Below are 17,224 nucleotides of genomic sequence, written 5' to 3' on the forward strand. Positions count from 1 at the left end.
CGCCTTCGGCTCCCTACGGTTTCCGCCGGGCGCATCTAAACGCCCCGCCCACCCCAGGCCCCACGCCACGCCGGGCTCTTGCCGTTTGTCATTAACGGACGCTGGGGCGGCTGGTGTGCTTGGCATTCTGGCGCAGGCGTTCGCGGGCGCAAAGCGTCTTGCGGGGCCCGTCCCCGGCCGGCCGCGCGGGCGGCCTTTGGGGACTTACGCAGTGTCTGGCGTTGAAACGATGCCGCTTCGCGTGTGGCTGATTTGGCTTTTTGTTCTTGTCGATCGAGCCACGTCAATCCCACAGCGCAGACCCGCCCATCACCGCCTACCCCAACGGGCGGGGCGCCATTAGCAAACCACCCACCGCATACGCGCAAGCGCACACCGCTACGACGACCAACCACCCAAATGCCGGCGAGCCGCCGCCCGGGCGGCAGCTCGCCGGCGACAACGCAGATCTCCTACCCTGACCACAGGTCTTGTAGCGCATCAAACCAAAGATCCTCGTAGCCCGGCGTCGCGGGCGCCGTGGCTGCGAGCAACCTCGATGCGCCCGGGGGAATCTGAAGGCAGTCGCCGAAGGCGACAACGAAGATGACGACGGGGCAGTCCGGAGCGAAGGCTCCGGACCGCAATCGTGGGCGCTCGCAGCCACGGTGACCGCGGCGACGGGCGACCTACGAAGAACCACATGCTGCGAACGAAAACCCGATGCGACCTACGAAGAAAGAAGACCGCGAACGAAAGTCCGACACAACCTACGAAGAACGAACACGACCTAAGAAGCACCGACAAAAGCGCGATGCCACCTACAAGCATCCTCGCCCATCGCCGCGACGTCAGCCCGCAGCATCCTCCACAGCCTCGCCGCGAACCTCCCCCACATACCGACAATCCAGTTCCAGCGACAGCTCATCCATCCCCAGAATATCCACCTCGACAGCCGCCCCGCGCTCCAACTCCGGCATGCCGCCGACGCGGGTCACCAGCGGTGCGTTCGCAAACCGCACCAGGTCTTCGCGCAGGACGTGGGCGACCGTGCGGGTTACGCCGTTCTGCTTCAGCCAGCGCAGGCACCAGTAGCGCTCCATCGCGCTCTGGAACTCGGCCCACGCCGCGTACTGTGCATCGAACGCGCCGATGATCGCGAACAGGTCTGCGTCGCGCGGCTTGAAGGGGGCGATCAGGCGGGCCGACACGCCATGTTCCACCGCGGCAATCAGCTGCCACTGGTTGACCAGGTCGACGTAGCGGCGCAGCGGCGACGTGCTCCAGGCGTATTGCGGCACGCCGATGGCCTCGTGCGGCAGCGCCTGCGTGCTCATGCGCACGCGGCCGGCCTGCTGGGACCGGTAGATGCCGGGCACGCCGTGCTGGTTCAGCAGGCCGCCCCACAGGTTGTTGGCCAGGATCATGTATTCGGCCACCATGCGGTCCAGCGGCGCGTTGCGCTGGCGCGGCACCAGGCGCACCGGCGTGTCCGGATCGTCGGGATTGCCGTCCAGGTAGAAGCTGTACTCCACCCGCGAATTGTTCTCCGGCTTGCCGCGCACGTTCTCGCGTTGCGCGGACAGCGCCTGCGCCAGCTTCCACAGCGGGCGCAGCCAATGGCCGTAGGGCAGGTCCGCCGACGGGTCGGCAAGGCTGGTCTCGGTAACCTGGGTGTCCAGCATGTTGTGGCGCAGGTTCTCGCGCACCACGATGCGTTCCAGGCGGGTCTCCGATTCGATGACCTCGCCGGTCTCCGGATTGGCCACTACATACAGCGACAGCGCGGGCACTTCGCGGCCGGCGTCCAGCGAGAAGGCCTGGATGACGCTGTCCGGCTGCATCGGGATCTTGTCGCCCGGCATGTACACCGTGGACAGGCGGGCGCGGGCCAGCTTGTCGAACTCGCTGTCACGGGTCACGGTCAGGCCGGGCGCGGCGACGTGGATGCCCACGCGCAGGCGGCCGTCGGGCAGCGTCGACACGGACAGCGCGTCGTCGATTTCCGTGGTCGTGACATCGTCGACCGAATAGATCTCGGCGTCGGACAGCGGCAGTTCGCGGTCGACGGGCGGCAGTTCCAGGTCGGGGAAAGCCAATCCGCGAGGAAAGTTCACCGCCAGGAAGCGGCGCTTGTGCAGCGCCAGCGCGTGCGGCCACGCGCCCAGTTCGAGCAGCAGGCGGTCAGGGGCCTTGCCGAGCTTGGTGCACGCAGCGTCCAGCGCCTTCCATTGCTGGGAATTCTTGTCGGGGCGGATCAGCAGCGATTCCGCTACCTGGGCGATCGGTTCGGGCAGTCGGCCCGCGGCCATCTCGTCGACCCATTCCTGTTGCTGTTCGGCCTGGCGCTGCTTTTTCTCCAGCGCGGCCAGGGCGGCGGCCAGGATGTCGGGCGGGGCGGGACGGTACCGGCCCTTGCCGCGGCGGTGGAAGTACGCCGGCGCGCCGTGCAGGCGCATCAGCAGGGCGGCCTGCTCGACAGGCGTGGGGGCGTGGCCGAAATAATCGGCGGCCAGGGCGGGAGAGTCGAATTCTTCCTGCGGCGCGCATTCCCACAGAAACTGCAGGTCCAGCGTTTCGGCCGTGGCGGCCGCCTGGCTCATCAGCGTCGCCGGTTCGGGCGCGGCGAAGTTGAACAGGGTATTGGCGCGCTTGATCTTGCTGCGCTTGCCCGATTCCGACTCCACCTGAAGGCTGGCGTCGGTTTCGGACATGATATGGCCGGCCTTGAAGCTGCCGTCATCTTCGTAAAACACATACATGGTGGGAATCGTCCTGGGCGGCGGGCTTGCGCCGCCTTGCGCAGCTTTGAGAGTGTTGAGATTCGATATTGATTATTAAGGGCGTACCTGCTTGCCGCCAAGGGCAAATTCAAGCACTTCGGGCATCCATTCCGCGAAATCGGAAAGGCCATGGTCGCTGCCTTGCACGATACGCTGCCGGCTGCCGGCGTAGCGGTCGCGCATTTCGCGCCAGTCCAGGACTTCGTCGCCGGTTGCGGCCACCAGGAAGTAACGGTCGGGCTGCGTAATCTGCGGGGCGTGGATGGCGGCCAGCTCGTCCACATACTCGGGCAGGAAAACGAAAGGCGCGCCGGAATGATACATGCGGTGTTCGCCGACCTGGGTTGCCAGGTCCCGGGCAGCCTGCACGGCCGGGTTCAGCAGCACCGCCTTGCAGCCGGTCTGTTCGGCGATCCAGGTGGCGTAGAAGCCGCCCAACGACGAACCGATCACGGTCAGAGACCGGGGCGAGGCCGCGCCGGCCAGTTTGTCCCGGGCAATGTCCATGGCCAGGTCGATCGCCTCACGCGGGCTGGCGGGCAGCTGCGGGCAGGACCAATCGTCCGACAAGCCTCGCGCCGCCATGGCGTCGGCCATCATCCGGGCCTTGAATGAGTCGGGAGACGAGCGGAAGCCGTGTAGATAAAGAATCATTGCGTGCTGTTTCCGTCTGCGTTGCCGAAGTCGATTGGAAAGTGCCTGCGCGCCAGGCCCGCCGATGCGGGCACGCGGCTTCGGACGGGCGGGCCGTCCGAAGCTTGGCGAAAGAGACGATCAGCGGCTGGCTTGCAGGGCATCCAGCAGCTTGCCATGGATGCCGCCGAAGCCGCCGTTGCTCATGACCAGCACTTGGTCGCCCGGGCGGGCCGCGCGGGTCACGGCGTCCACCAGCGCGCCGATGTCATCGTAACTGGTAGCCCGGTCGCCCAGGGGGGCCAGAACCTCGGCGGGATTCCAGCCCAGGGCGTGCTTGCCTTCGCTGGCGCCAAAGCAGAACACCAGGTCGGCGTCAGTCAGCGCCTGCGGCAGCCGGGCGGCCATGGTGCCGAGCTTCATGGTGTTGGAACGCGGCTCGAGCACGGCCAGGATGCGAGCCTGGCCCACCTGCCGGCGCAAGCCTTCCAGCGTGGTGGCGATTGCCGTGGGGTGGTGGGCGAAGTCATCGTAGACCTTGATGCCGTTCACCGTGCCGCGCAGTTCCATGCGCCGCTTCACGCCGCCGAAGCGGGTCAGGGCGTCGATGCCCTGATCCGCCGGCACGCCCACGTGTTCCGCCGCGGCCAGGGCCGCCAGGGCGTTCATGCGGTTATGTTCGCCCGTCAGATTCCAGCGCACGGTCCCGGCCAAGGCACCACTGCGCAGCACGTCGAACGCCCCATCCGAGTCCGGCTCGGTGGCCTGCCACTGGCCATCGACGCCGAACGTGACGGTATCGGACCAGCAACCGCGTGCAATCACCCGATCCAGCGCATCGGATTGCGCCGGACGGACGATGCGGCCACTGCCCGGGATCGTTCGCACCAGATGATGGAATTGGGTTTCGATCGCAGCCAGATCGGGAAAGATGTCGGCGTGATCGTATTCAAGGTTGTTCAGGATCGCGGTGCGAGGGCGGTAATGGACGAACTTGGAACGCTTGTCGAAAAACGCCGTGTCGTATTCGTCCGCCTCGATCACGAAGGGGCGGCGCGCCGGATCGTAGCGGGCCGATACGTGCAGGTCCGTGGCAACGCCGCCGATCAGGAAGTTGGGCGCCAGGCCGGCGGCTTCCAGCACCCACGCAAGCATGGAGCTGGTCGTGGTCTTGCCGTGCGTTCCCGCCACGGCAAGAACATGGGCGCCGGGCAGGATGTTGTCGCCCAGCCATTGCGGGCCCGACACATAACGGGCGCCAGATTCCAGAATGGCTTCCATCAGCGGATTGCCGCGGCTGACCACGTTGCCGATCACGTACAGGTCCGGCTTCAAAGCCAGCTGTTCGGCGCCGAAGCCTTCGATAAGCTCGATGCCTTGTTCGGACAGCTGCGTGCTCATCGGCGGGTAGACGCCCGCGTCGCAACCGGTGACCTTGTGGCCGGCCGCCCGCGCGATCAGCGCCAGGCCGCCCATGAACGTGCCGCAGATGCCAAGAATGTGCAGGTGCATTGATAAATCTCCTGCCCTGCATTGTATATATAGAGAGCGGACAAGCCGGCGCGAGGGCGGGGCGGCGCAAAACGGCCGCAACGGTTATCATCGCGCCATGAATCGACGCCTACTTCTTTCCGCCGCCGTTGCGGTCGCCGCCACCGTTGCGGGCGGCTTGACGCTGCTGGGACGCAAACCCCAAGGCGCTTCGGGCTCGGCGAATGCCGCAGATCCCGTCGCGGGGCTGGTGCAGATGCAACTGCCGGACTTGAACGGCGCGTCGCATTCCCTGGCCGGCTGGAAGGGCCAGCCCATGGTGGTCAATTTTTGGGCAACCTGGTGCGCGCCCTGCGTCAAGGAAATGCCCGCGCTCGACGCTCTGCAGAAAAAATACCCCAATGTCCGTTTTGTCGGCATCGGGGTGGATACTGCAGCCAACATGCAAAAATTTGTCGAGAAAGTGCAGGTTTCCTACCCGCTGTGGGTCATTGGCGCCGGGGCCATCGATACCCTGCGTAAACTCGGAAACCCTAGCGGCGGCCTGCCTTTTACCATTGTTTTCAACGCAGATGGCGGCATTAACCGGAAGATACTGGGCGAAATCCATCCCGAAGACCTGGATCGCACCCTGGCCGGTTTAAAGGCGTAAGTCTGTTGGACAAATAGTAGGAATTGGCGTAAAAAGCTGGTTTATCGGCTGTTTTGCCAACAATTGGCAATCCACTCATTGGCAAGCGCATGGCGCAAAACATACTGGTATTGCATGGCCCTAACCTGAACCTGCTCGGCACCCGGGAACCTCATATCTACGGCAGTCTTACTCTGGCCCAGATCAATGAGCGTCTCGAGCTGCTCGCAGGCGAATTGGGCGCCACGCTCACCGCGTGGCAAAGCAATCACGAAGGTGCGCTGGTTGACCGCATTCAGGCGGCCCGGCAGGACGGCACGGACTTCATCATCATCAACGCAGCGGCATATACGCACACCAGCGTCGCAATTCGCGATGCGCTGGCCGGGGTCGCGATCCCATTTATTGAAGTACATTTGTCCAATCTGTATAAGCGAGAGCCCTTCAGGCATCACTCCTATCTGTCGGACTTGGCGCAGGGCCTGATCAGCGGCCTGGGCGCGGACGGCTACGAGGCGGCGCTGCGTTACGCAGTGCGGCACTGATCTCGCAACAAATTCAACGCTTTTACATCTTATACGGCGCGAACCCGACGCTGGGACGACGCCGACACTATCTCGGGAAGCAGCTTCTATGGATCTTCGAAAACTCAAAACCCTGATCGACCTGGTGGCTGAATCGGGCATCGCCGAGCTGGAAATCACCGAAGGCGAAGGCAAGGTTCGTATCGTCAAGTTCTCGCAGACGCTGCAGCCGGTGGCCTACCACCACCCCGAAGGCGGCGTGCCCGCGGCAGCCGTGGCCCCGGCCGCTGCCGCCGCGCCCGCGGCTCCGGCCGCTCCCGCCGCGCCGGTCATCCAGGGCCACGTCGTGAAGGCCCCGATGGTCGGCACGTTCTATCGTTCTCCGAACCCGGGCGCCGCGCCGTTCATCGACGTGGGCGCAACCGTCAAGGAAGGCGATCCGCTCTGCATCATTGAAGCCATGAAGCTGCTCAATGAAATCGAAGCCGACAAGGCCGGCGTCATCAAAGAAATCCTGGTCGAAAACGGTGAGCCCGTCGAGTACGGTCAACCCCTCTTCGTCATTGGCTGATAGCTGAAAATGTTCGAAAAAATCCTGATCGCCAATCGGGGCGAAATCGCCCTGCGCATTCAGCGCGCCTGCCGCGAGCTGGGCATCAAGACTGTCGTCGTCCACTCCGAGGCCGACCGCGAAGCCAAGTACGTGCGCCTTGCCGATGAATCCGTGTGCATCGGGCCCGCGCCGTCGCGTGAAAGCTACCTGAACATGCCGGCCATCATCTCGGCGGCCGAAGTCACGGATTCCGAGGCAATCCACCCGGGTTACGGGTTCTTGTCCGAAAACGCCGACTTCGCCGATCGCGTCGAGAAAAGCGGCTTTGTGTTCATCGGCCCGCGTCCCGACACCATTCGCCTGATGGGCGACAAGGTCAGCGCCAAGCGCGCCATGATCGAAGCCGGCGTGCCGGTGGTGCCGGGTTCCGAGGGTGCGTTGCCCGAGGATCCGCAGGAAATCGTTCGTATTGCGCGCGAAGTCGGCTATCCGGTCATCATCAAGGCCGCGGGCGGCGGCGGTGGCCGCGGCATGCGCGTGGTGTACACCGAGGCCGCGCTGCTGAACGCCGTCACCATGACGCGTTCCGAAGCGGGCGCCGCGTTCAACAACCCGGAAGTCTATATGGAGAAGTTCCTCGAGAACCCGCGCCATATCGAAATCCAGGTGCTGGCCGACGGCGGTCGCAACGCCGTGTGGCTGGGCGAGCGCGACTGCTCCATGCAGCGCCGCCATCAGAAGGTCATCGAAGAAGCGCCGGCGCCCGGCGTGGCTCGCCGCCTTATCGAGCGCATCGGCGACCGCTGCGCCGACGCCTGCCGCAAGATGGGTTATCGCGGCGCGGGCACGTTCGAATTCCTGTATGAAAACGGCGAGTTCTATTTCATCGAAATGAACACCCGCATCCAGGTCGAGCACCCGGTCACCGAACTCATCACCGGCATTGACCTCGTGCAGCAGCAGATCCTGATCGCCGCCGGCGAAAAGTTCACGCTGCGTCAGCGCGACATTTCGTTCAAGGGCCACGCGATCGAATGCCGCATCAATGCGGAAGATCCGTTCCGTTTCGTGCCCAGCCCCGGTCGCATCACCAACTGGCATACGCCGGGCGGCCCTGGCGTGCGCATCGATTCTCACGCGTTCAACGGCTATTTCGTGCCGCCGAACTATGACTCGATGATCGCCAAGGTCATTACGTATGGCGACACGCGTGACCAGGCGCTGGCCCGCATGCGCATCGCGCTGTCCGAGATGGTGGTGGAAGGCATTTCCACCAACATCCCGCTGCACCGCGAAATGCTGCAGGACGCCCGCTTCATCGAAGGCGGCACCAGCATCCATTATCTGGAACACAAGTTGGCGCAGCGTCCCTGACCAACCCTGGGGGCCTGACGGCCCCTTTTGCGTGTTGCCTTGTTGTTGATATAGGGTGAACGGGCCGCGGCGGATGCCGCGGCCCGTTCACCAGATGGAAGAAAAAATCATGCGTGAACTCGTCCTCCATTGTTCGGAAGCGCAAGCCGAAGCCCTGTCGGATGCCTTGCTCGAGGCGGGCGTGCTGTCGGTCTCGGTCGAAGATGCCGATCTGGGCACCGACGTCGAGCGCCCCTTGTTCGGCGAGCCCGGCACGGAGCCCGACGTCCAGGCCTGGGACCGCAACCGCGTGGTTGCCTTGCTGCCGGATGGCGCGGATCCCGCGCAGATCATGGAGGAAGCCGCCCAGGCGGGCGAACTGGACCCGGCCGTCTTTGACGGCTGGAGCCTGCGCGACGTGCCGGACGCGGACTGGGTGCGGCTGACGCAGTCGCAGTTTGGTCCCATCCATATCGCCGAACGTCTCTGGATCGTCCCCAGCTGGCACCGCGACAACCCTGACGTGCCCGGCCTGGATCCGGCGGCCGTTCCCGATCAGGAAGGCGCGATCCACATCGAGCTCGATCCAGGTCTGGCGTTCGGCACCGGCAGCCATCCCACGACGCATCTTTGCCTGGCATGGCTGGAAGCCGAGCTCCCCGCAGGCGCCACGCTGCTGGACTACGGCTGCGGCTCCGGCATTCTGGCAATTGCCGCGCGCAAGCTCGGCGCGGGCCCCACCCAGGCGGTCGATATCGATGCGCAGGCCGTGCAAAGCACGGTCTTCAACGCGGAAGTCAATGGCGTCGATCTGCAAGCCATGCTGCCCGACGCGCTGGCGGACGGCACGTTCGAAGTCGTGGTGGCGAACATCCTGTCCAATCCGCTGAAGGTGCTGGCGCCCATGCTGGCCGGCCGCGTTGCTGCCGGTGGCCACCTGGTGTTGTCCGGGGTGCTGGAACGCCAGGCCGAAGAAGTCGCGGCTGCTTACGCGCCTTGGATGGCCATGTCGGTCTGGCGCGCCCGCGACGGCTGGGTCTGCCTGCACGGCCGCAAGCCCTGAGCCTCTGCGGCAGGATCGCGCATCATGGCCCTGACTACCCGTTGCCCGCAGTGCGGCACCTCGTTCAAGGTGGTGCCTGACCAGCTTCGGGTCCGCAATGGACTGGTGCGCTGCGGCGCCTGCTCGACCGTGTTCGACGGCCGCGCCTGCCTGCTGCCCGCGCCCGGTGCGCCCGTCGCGCCGGTTGCGCCCGCCACCGCGCCGCTCCCGTCATCGGCGGCGGCCGTGGCGGCCCCCGTGCTGTCCGCGCCCGAACCCCACCCGCCCGCCGCGCCGGTCCCCGCTCCCGCGTTTACGCCGCCGCCGCCCGCCGAGCCGCGTGTGATTCTCCCGTGGGACGAAGAGCCCGAAGCGCCGCCGCCCGCAGTCACGGATCCGCCCGCTGCGGTCACGGCTCCGCCGCCCGCGCGCACGGCTCCGCCACCCGCGCCCACGCTTCCGCCGGCCGTTCTGCGCGGCCGCGACGACATGCGTCGGCGCGCCGAACCGGAGCCTGCGTTCCCCGACGACGACCGCCTGGACGACACGGACGACGTCGACGACGACGAACCGTACCTGAGCGAAACGCCGCCGTCCCGGACAGCGCCCATGCGTTCGGCCACGTATCGAAGCGAGCCCATCGTCGCCTCCAGGTCGCCCGAGCCGGACACCGGCTGGAACGCCGATCACCAGCACGATGACGTGCGCGACGCCGAGCGCGACGACGAATACGAAAACGAAGACGAGTTCGATCACGGCGGCGCCGACGAGCCCATCCTGGGCGACACCCGCACGCGGTATTCCAGCGCCACCGACGTCGGTCGCGCGCCGCCCGAATTCCTGGACCAGGACCGTCTCGAGCGTCATGGCCTGATGCGCAAGCTGTGGGGCTACGCGTGCCTGATTGGCCTGGTCGCGCTGGGTTTGCAGCTGCTGTACGTGTACCGCACCGATATCGCCAATTCCGTGCCGGTGCTGCGGCCGGTCCTGGAGGTTGCGTGCAAGCCTTTCGATTGCACGGTGGGCTACGCGCGCCGCCGGGATCTCATCGCGATTTCTTCTTCATCGCTGCAGCCGCCCGCGGGCGCCGCCGCGATCGACGACGGACGGACCCGGCTGGTGCTGAACCTGGAACTGCGCAACCGCTACGACAAGCCGCAGCATTGGCCGGCGTTGGTGCTTGAGCTGAATGATCTGTCGGATACGGTGGTCGTGCGCAAGGTGCTGATGCCCGAAAACTACCTCACGCCCGAGCAGTTGAGCGGCCCGTTCGGCCCCCAGGGCGTGGTGAAGATCTCGGTGCCCATTGAAGTGACCGGTGTCCAGGTGAATGGCTACCAAACCGACAAGTTTTTTCCATAAAGGATGACAAGCATGGCAACCCCTGTTCTGGTCTGCGGTTCGATGGCGTTCGACACCATTGCGGTGTTCGAAGGCCGCTTCAAGGAACACATTCTTGCCGACCGCATCCAGTCGCTGAGCGTGTCGTTCCTGGTGCCCAGCATGCGCAAGGAATACGGCGGCTGCTCGGGCAATATCGCCTACAACATGAACCTGCTGGGCGGAAAGCCGGTGCCGGTGGCGACCGTCGGCGAAGATGCCGGTGAATACATGCAGCGCCTGTCGGGCCTGGGAATCGACGTCAGCCGCGTCAAGGTCATTCCCGACACCTTCACGGCGCAGTGCTTTATCACGACCGACCTCGACGACAACCAGATCACCGCTTTCCATCCGGGCGCCATGTCGTTCGCGGCGGAAAACGACCTGAGCGACGCCGAGGCGGCCTGGGGCATCGTTGCTCCGGACGCGAAGGAAGGCATGTTTGCCCACGCCGAGCGTCTGCACAAGCGCGGCATCCCGTTCATTTTCGACCTGGGCCAGGCCATGCCGCTGTTTGACGGCGCCGACCTGGAACGCATGCTCAAGCTCGCGCAGGCCCTGACGGTCAACGACTACGAAGCCGGCGTCGTCGAACAGCGCACCGGCCGCAGCGTGGCCGACATCGCCCGCAGCCTGCAGGCCGTGGTGGTGACGCGCGGCGCCGAGGGCGCGACCTTGCTGACCGACGGCAAGACCATCCAGATCGCACCCGTGCGCGCAGCGCAGGTCGTCGACCCCACCGGTTGCGGCGATGCGCAGCGCGGTGGCCTTCTGTATGGCCTGACCAGCGGCTGGAATTGGGAAGACAGCTGCCGCCTGGGCAACGTCATGGGCGCCATCAAGATCGCGTCGCGCGGCCCGCAGAATCACGCGCCCTCGCGTGCCGAGATCGACGCGGTGCTCCATGCGTCCTATGGCATTCATCTGCCGGCGTAATTCAGTCGGATTCCTCGGGGAACGGGGTCATTTCGAGGCGGTCGAACAAATAGCGGATATTCAATAGGCAACGGGCTGTAGCCCGTTGTTTCCCGCCGCTGTTTGCAGCTTCTGGCGGTGCGTTTCAGTGTGTTGCTGGCGCCCTTGCCGGGGGTTTTGCGCGGAGTATGATCAACATCCGTCGGCAATGCCCGAACGAGGAGTCCTAATGAATCATATAAAGTCTTTTTCCCTGGTGAGCCCGCGCACTGGCCGCTGGATGGCCGTCGCTGCTGTAGTCACGTCGATGGCCGTTCTCGGTGGTTGCGCAAACCCCAGCGCATCCAGCGGTGTTTATAGCTATGACCAAGCTCAGCGCGAACAGATCGTTCGCACGGGCACGGTCACCGGCGTTCGTCCCATCGTTATCCAGAACGACAAATCCAGCGGCGTCGGCATGGTTGCCGGCGGCGCGCTCGGCGGTGTTGCCGGCAACGCAATCGGCGGCGGCACCGGCCGCACCATCGCCACCGTCGGCGGCGTGATCCTCGGCGCCCTGGCTGGCAATGCTGTGGAAAACCGCGCACAAAAGAACTCCGGCCTTGAAATCACGGTGCGGCTGGACAATGGCGAAACCCGCGTCGTCGCCCAGGAAGCCGACGTTCCTGTCAGCGTCGGTCAACGCGTCCAGGTGATCAGCGGCGCGGGTCCCACCCGCGTCACGCCGATGTAATCGGACGGCATCCGACAAAGCCCGCGCAAGCGGGCTTTTTTTTCGTCCCGTCCCTGGAAACTGCAGGCAAATAGGGGCAAATCGCTCGATCCAGCAGGTCCCGGCCAAAAGGTAAGAATGTGTCGCTCAGCCGCAACGCGACACCCGGGGACTTACCCGCAAAGGTTACGTTTCCGAGCCTTTTCTCGCCATTTCCACCATAAGTTTCATGGCGATTCCACGGCCGAAGTGCAATGATTGCGACGTCGCGGGATTCCGGATTTTATGTAACAACGTGCTTCCGGAAGCGGCTTTGGTTGGCTGAAAATTTTCAGTTTGGTTTCAGCTCTTTTCTGTATCCTCGTCGTCCAGAATCCCGGGGCGGGGGATGGATTGCCCACACGGCAACGTTACGCTGCACTACCTATGCATACCGAGCAAGAACTCCACACCAAGATCGGCGAGATCGTCGAGTCGATCGTCATGAAGAAAGTCACTCCCGACACGCAACTGATTGCCACCGGCCTGGTCGATTCGCTCGCCGCCGTGGACATCACGCTGGCGGTCGAATCCGAGTACGGTTGCAGCATCCCGGCTCCCGAAATCGCAGAGCACCTTCAGTCGGTCCGCGTGCTTGCCGGCTATGTCGCTGCCCATACTTCGTAATACCCGTCTGCTGTCCCACGTCGCGGCGGCTGCCGTGGCGGTGGCCTTGGCGGTTGGCACGTATTGCGGCGCGGACGATTTGCTGAGCCGGGTGGTCAACCCCACGTCGGCGCCTTCCGCCATCGCCGCGGACAAGAGCAACTACCTGCCCAACCTGGGGCCGGATTGGGGCACGCAGCACGTCAACCTGAACCGTCTGGGCAATGCCTTGAGCGACGGCACGCTGGTGGTGCTGGGCTCGTCCGAACTCTCCAGCCATGACCTGCGATTCGTTCCCTACCGCTTCTTCCCGGAAGAGCTGAAGGTACCGACGCTGGCCTATGGCCACGCGATGTTCCAGTCTTACGGCATCGTCAGCGTGCTGGAGTCCGTGGCCGATTCGCTCACGCCCAACACGCGGCTGGTGATCATGGTGTCTCCGGCGTGGTTCGCCTCGGGCGGCCAGTTGCCGCGCAGTGCGTTCGCCGAGCACGTGACGGGTCCGGTCTGGGACCGCTTGTGGGATCAGCCCAGCACGCGCGAGCAGATGCAGAACTGGATCAGCGACAACGCGAACTGGGGACTGCTGTGGCTTATCGCCAATGGGCAGGTCTCAGAGCTGAAGGACAAGCTGGCGCTGTGGTGGAACGCGCGCAAGGAAGCCGCGCCCGACAAGCCGCGCAGCAAGCTGTCGGTGCCCGCGCATCGCTATGTGTCCTGGCCGACGTCCGCCCGCCTGAACTCGGGGCAGTGGTCCACGCTGACCCACCAGGCGCGCGAGGTCGAGCGCGGGCTGGGCAGCCATAACCCGTACGACGTGCGCGACGACTACTACCAGCAGTACCTGGCGCCGCTGTACTCGCCCGCGCGCAACGAATTCGCCGACGTCGATCCGATCACCCGCACCGAACTGGGCGATCTTTCGCGCGTGATGGCCCTGCTGCAGAAGCGCAAGGTCAAGGCGTATTTCGTCATCCAGCCGTTCAACCCCAAACTCATCCTGGACGTCGAACGGTTCGACCCGGTGGTGGACGCCATCACCGGCATGTGCACGCGCTATCAGAGGGGATGCCTGGATCTCTACAGCATCCCGTTCGAGCCCGGCATGGTTCGCGACGACATGCACCTGGCCGAACTCGGCTGGGCGATGGCCGATCAAGGCATTGCGGAGTACTTTTCCCGATGAAATTCTTTCGTAAAGCCGAAGCCCGCGAAGCGGGCACGCCGTGGGCGCGCCGGTTCTTCTGGCATCTTTGCCTGTATGTGGGCGTGATCCTGGTTTTCGTGCTGCAGGCGCAGCCCACGACGGGCAGCGGCGGGCCGATCAAGGTCGAATTCCAATACCAACAGTTCTGAGCGCAGCATGGAATTGTTCGCAAGCTTGAGCTTTTTCGGCGGCGCCCTGTTCGGCGGCCTGGGTCTGGTCGCATACCGGTCATCCGGCATGCCGCTGCGCATCGGTTACCGGCACATCATCGGCGTCATCTGTCTGGGCGTGTGGATGGCGGTGTTCTGGACGCGGCCCTACCAGCCCATCGCGCTGCTGGCCATTTCGGGCGGCGCGCTGTGGGCGATGCGCCGCAACTACATCCCCACGTGGCTGGCGGTCATCATCACGATGACCCCGCTGCTGCTGGTGAAGACGGGCGTGTCGCACCTGGGCGCCATGCTCGGGCTGTCTTTCGCCACCTTCCGCGCCATCGACGTGCTGCTGTTCGCGCCGCGCAACGAGCGCGTGTCGCCGCTCGACTACTTTATCTACCTGTTCTTCCCGCTGACGCTGCTGGCCGGACCGATGTACCGCTGGCGCGCCTTCCAGGCGGACCTGAAGCGCGGATACGAAGGCGTGAACCTGAATACGTGGCTGACCGGCCTGGAACTCATCATGCTGGGCGTCATCCAGAAGTTCGGCGTGGCCGAACTCATCTGGCGGTACGGCCTGGCGACGCTGGACGCGCACGACTATTCGTTCACCGGCGTGGCGTTGAACGCCGGCCTGTACAGCGCCTACCTGTTCTTCGACTTCGCCGGCTACTCGACGATGGCGATCGGCATCGGCATGCTGTTCGGTTTCACGCTGCCGATCAACTTCCGCAATCCCCTTGCCACGCTGAACCCGCAGGATTTCTGGCGGCGCTGGCACATCAGCCTGTCGGAATGGCTGCGCGACGTCGTGTTCATGCCCATCTACAAGGCCCTGAGCAAGACAAGCTTCTTTGGGCGCCACCGCCTGGCGGCGCAGAACATCGGCATCTTCGCGACCCTGCTGGCCATGGGCGTGTGGAACGGTCTGTCGCTGCACTACATCGTCAGCGGTTTGATGTTCGGCGCGTACTCGGTCGGTCACAACCTGCTGCTGAACGCGGCGCGCACGCGGCCTGCCTTGCAGGCGGTGCTGGCGCAGCCCGTCATGCGCTTTCTGGGGCGCGTCCTTACCTTGATTCTGGCTGCGCTGGCGCTCTACGTCTTCAGCGGCCGCAGTCCCATCTGACGCCGGGAGCTTCGGCATGCGTTTCGATTTGAAGTCATTCCAGTTCGTCGAGGACGGACGCGCTCCCGACGCCCTTGCCGTGGCCGCCGCCGACCGCAGCCTGACGTGGTCGCAGTTGCGCGCCGAGGCGATCGCCTGGGCGGACCAGGCGCGCGCGCAGGGCGTTGCGCCCGACATGCCGGTGGCCATCTACGGCCACAAGGAAGCCTCGTTCTTCGTCGCCATGGTGGGCGCGCTGCTGATCGGCGCGCCTTTCGTGCCGGTGGATACCATCTACCCCGCGGAACGCCTGCGCCGCATCGTGGAGATCGTGCGCGCGGCGGCCGTGTATGACGCGGCGTCGGGCACGTTCACGCCGGGCGATGGCGCCCTGTTGCAGGAGCGCGGCCTGGCCTACGTCATGTTCACGTCCGGCAGCACCGGCGATCCGAAGGGCGTGCAGATCGGCCGCGAAAGCGTCGGCCTGCTTGGCGACTGGATGCTGGGCAGCTTCGGGCTGGGCGATGCGCCCGTGTTCATGAACCAGGCGCCGTTCAGCTTCGACCTGTCCATGTACGAAGTATTTGCCACGCTGGCGTCCGGCGGAAGCTGCGTGCTCAATGCGCGCGAGCAGATTGCGGCTCCGGGTCCGTGGATGGCGCGGCTGGCCGAGCATGGCATCACGGTGTGGGTGTCCACGCCGTCTTTCGCGCACCAGCAACTGGCCAACCGCGACTTTTCCCCGGCGTCGCTGCCGACACTTGAGACCTTCCTCTTCTGCGGCGAGCCCCTGCCGGCGGCGCTGGCCAAGAAGCTGCGCCAGCGCTTCCCCGGCGCCGTCATCCTGAACACGTATGGTCCGACCGAAGCCACCGTGGCCACGACATGGATCGAAGTGACCGACGCGGTGCTGGCGGCGCATGATCCCCTGCCGGTCGGGCACGCCAAGCCGGACAGCGTACTGCTGGTGGATGAGGGCGAAATCTGTATCGTGGGCGACCACGTCATGCGCGGATACCTGAATCGCGCCGACCTGAACGAGGCCAAGCTCTATACCTACGACGATGGCCGGCGCGCCTTCCGCACGGGCGACCTGGGTCTGATGGAGGAGGGCGGCCTGCTCTTCTGCCGCGGCCGGATGGACGACCAGATCAAGCTCAACGGCTATCGAATCGAATTGGCCGAGATCGACGAAGCCCTGCATGGCCTGCCGGGCGTGGAGGGCAGCGCCTGCGCGGTACTGCGCAGGCCTGACGGCACGGCGGTGCGCCTGATCGGCTTCGTGACGGGTGTGGAATCCCTGGGCAATGAGGCAGCCCTGCTGGCGCCGGACGCGTTGTCCGGCTGGAAAGAGCAGCTGGCCGAGCGCCTGCCGCCCTACATGGTGCCTTCCGAACTGGTTGCCTGCCAGGCGCTGCCGATGTCGAACAACCACAAGATCGATCGCAAGAAGCTGATCGAGATCTACACCGCCATTCCGGTCTAGACCAGGGCCGGGCGTCATCCGCCCGGCGTACTACACGCCCATCATGCCGTAGCTCAGACGGGCCAGGACCATCAGCAGGACCTGGGCGACGATCAGCAGGATCAGGGGCGAGAAGTCGATCGTCGTGCGCGGCAGGATGCGGCGGATGGGATCGAGCAGCGGTGCGGTCAGCGATTGCAGCAGCGGCATCATCGGCGCCATCGGATTGACCCACGACAGCACGGCCTGGATCAGCGTCAGCCAGACCACCAGGTTCAGCGCCCATTTGGCCGTCATGATCAGCGCCGACCCCATCGCCGCGGGCAGCAGCGCAGCGGGAATCAGCGCGCCGATGGCCACCAGCCACAGCAGCACCAGATACACCAGCGCGGAAAGCCATGCGCAGACAAGGCTGGTCCAGTCGATCTTGTTGCCTGCGGGAATGATCTTGCGCAGCGGCATCACCAGCCAGTTGGTGGCGCCATAGATTGCGCGCGCCAACGGGTTGAAGGGATGGAGCCGTATCGCGTGCATCCAGGCGCGGGCAATCAGCGCTGCGCCGAACAGCGTGAACACGATTTCGAGAAGGAAGCGGAAGATTTCACCGAGCATGGACGCGATCACCCCAAAAAAGAGGAGTCAATTGTC

17 protein-coding genes are annotated in these 17,224 nt (G+C 65.0%); 13 read left to right on the forward strand and 4 right to left on the reverse strand.

Annotation, left to right across the window (positions count from 1 at the left end; translation table 11 throughout):
- Positions 1–830 precede the first annotated feature (830 nt).
- From RT614_RS27385 to mpl, 3 genes are all read right to left on the reverse strand, one after another.
- On the reverse strand, positions 831–2,741 hold the full coding sequence (locus tag RT614_RS27385; protein ID WP_313625566.1) for an RNB domain-containing ribonuclease: 1,911 nt from the start codon (positions 2,739–2,741) through the stop codon (positions 831–833).
- Between the two features lie 75 nt (positions 2,742–2,816).
- The gene (locus tag RT614_RS27390) at positions 2,817–3,416 is read right to left on the reverse strand and encodes a YqiA/YcfP family alpha/beta fold hydrolase (RefSeq protein ID WP_313625567.1); all 600 of its coding nucleotides are present in this window, start codon (positions 3,414–3,416) and stop codon (positions 2,817–2,819) included.
- A gap of 120 nt (positions 3,417–3,536) precedes the next feature.
- Positions 3,537–4,907 (reverse strand): UDP-N-acetylmuramate:L-alanyl-gamma-D-glutamyl-meso-diaminopimelate ligase, encoded by a 1,371-nt coding sequence (mpl, locus tag RT614_RS27395; protein WP_313625568.1) that lies wholly within the window; start codon positions 4,905–4,907, stop codon positions 3,537–3,539.
- A gap of 97 nt (positions 4,908–5,004) precedes the next feature.
- Between mpl and RT614_RS27400 the strand changes: the two genes are divergently transcribed.
- From RT614_RS27400 to RT614_RS27460, 13 genes are all read left to right on the forward strand, one after another.
- Entirely contained in the window at positions 5,005–5,538 is a 534-nt protein-coding gene (locus RT614_RS27400; protein WP_313625569.1) for a TlpA disulfide reductase family protein, read from the forward strand.
- A gap of 89 nt (positions 5,539–5,627) precedes the next feature.
- On the forward strand, positions 5,628–6,062 hold the full coding sequence (gene aroQ, locus RT614_RS27405) for a type II 3-dehydroquinate dehydratase (RefSeq protein ID WP_056327805.1): 435 nt from the start codon (positions 5,628–5,630) through the stop codon (positions 6,060–6,062).
- An 88-nt stretch (positions 6,063–6,150) separates the two neighbouring features.
- Positions 6,151–6,612, forward strand: coding sequence for an acetyl-CoA carboxylase biotin carboxyl carrier protein (accB, locus tag RT614_RS27410; RefSeq protein WP_313625570.1), 462 nt, complete (start codon positions 6,151–6,153; stop codon positions 6,610–6,612).
- Between the two features lie 9 nt (positions 6,613–6,621).
- On the forward strand, positions 6,622–7,968 hold the full coding sequence (accC, locus tag RT614_RS27415; protein ID WP_313625571.1) for an acetyl-CoA carboxylase biotin carboxylase subunit: 1,347 nt from the start codon (positions 6,622–6,624) through the stop codon (positions 7,966–7,968).
- 109 nt (positions 7,969–8,077) lie between these two features.
- Positions 8,078–9,010 (forward strand): 50S ribosomal protein L11 methyltransferase, encoded by a 933-nt coding sequence (prmA, locus tag RT614_RS27420; protein WP_313625572.1) that lies wholly within the window; start codon positions 8,078–8,080, stop codon positions 9,008–9,010.
- Positions 9,011–9,034: 24 nt separating this feature from the next.
- Positions 9,035–10,351: a DUF3426 domain-containing protein gene (locus tag RT614_RS27425; RefSeq protein WP_313625573.1), complete on the forward strand. Its 1,317-nt coding sequence runs from the start codon at positions 9,035–9,037 to the stop codon at positions 10,349–10,351.
- Positions 10,352–10,363: 12 nt separating this feature from the next.
- Positions 10,364–11,305 carry a carbohydrate kinase family protein gene (locus RT614_RS27430; protein ID WP_313625574.1) on the forward strand — a complete coding sequence of 314 codons (942 nt, stop codon included), beginning with the start codon at positions 10,364–10,366 and terminating at the stop codon, positions 11,303–11,305.
- Between the two features lie 208 nt (positions 11,306–11,513).
- Positions 11,514–12,017: a glycine zipper 2TM domain-containing protein gene (locus RT614_RS27435; protein WP_313625576.1), complete on the forward strand. Its 504-nt coding sequence runs from the start codon at positions 11,514–11,516 to the stop codon at positions 12,015–12,017.
- A gap of 405 nt (positions 12,018–12,422) precedes the next feature.
- Positions 12,423–12,662, forward strand: coding sequence for an acyl carrier protein (locus RT614_RS27440; RefSeq protein ID WP_008159625.1), 240 nt, complete (start codon positions 12,423–12,425; stop codon positions 12,660–12,662).
- Complete coding sequence (locus tag RT614_RS27445) at positions 12,640–13,827, forward strand: D-alanyl-lipoteichoic acid biosynthesis protein DltD (protein ID WP_313625577.1); 1,188 nt, start codon at positions 12,640–12,642, stop codon at positions 13,825–13,827. Before RT614_RS27440 ends, RT614_RS27445 begins: the two co-directional genes overlap by 23 nt.
- On the forward strand, positions 13,824–13,997 hold the full coding sequence (locus RT614_RS27450) for a hypothetical protein (RefSeq protein WP_313625578.1): 174 nt from the start codon (positions 13,824–13,826) through the stop codon (positions 13,995–13,997). The genes RT614_RS27445 and RT614_RS27450 overlap by 4 nt, the downstream gene beginning before the upstream one ends.
- A 7-nt stretch (positions 13,998–14,004) precedes the next feature.
- A complete protein-coding gene (locus tag RT614_RS27455; RefSeq protein WP_313625579.1) occupies positions 14,005–15,132 on the forward strand; it encodes an MBOAT family O-acyltransferase in 1,128 nt (375 codons plus the stop codon).
- Positions 15,133–15,148: 16 nt separating this feature from the next.
- Entirely contained in the window at positions 15,149–16,597 is a 1,449-nt protein-coding gene (locus tag RT614_RS27460) for a D-alanine--poly(phosphoribitol) ligase (protein ID WP_313625581.1), read from the forward strand.
- Between the two features lie 30 nt (positions 16,598–16,627).
- Here the strand turns inward: RT614_RS27460 and RT614_RS27465 are convergent, their stop codons facing one another.
- Entirely contained in the window at positions 16,628–17,188 is a 561-nt protein-coding gene (locus RT614_RS27465) for a YggT family protein (protein WP_313625582.1), read from the reverse strand.
- Positions 17,189–17,224 lie beyond the last annotated feature (36 nt).

Origin of the sequence: Achromobacter sp. (assembly GCF_032102605.1) — a bacterium.
Classification (GTDB): domain Bacteria; phylum Pseudomonadota; class Gammaproteobacteria; order Burkholderiales; family Burkholderiaceae_B; genus Achromobacter.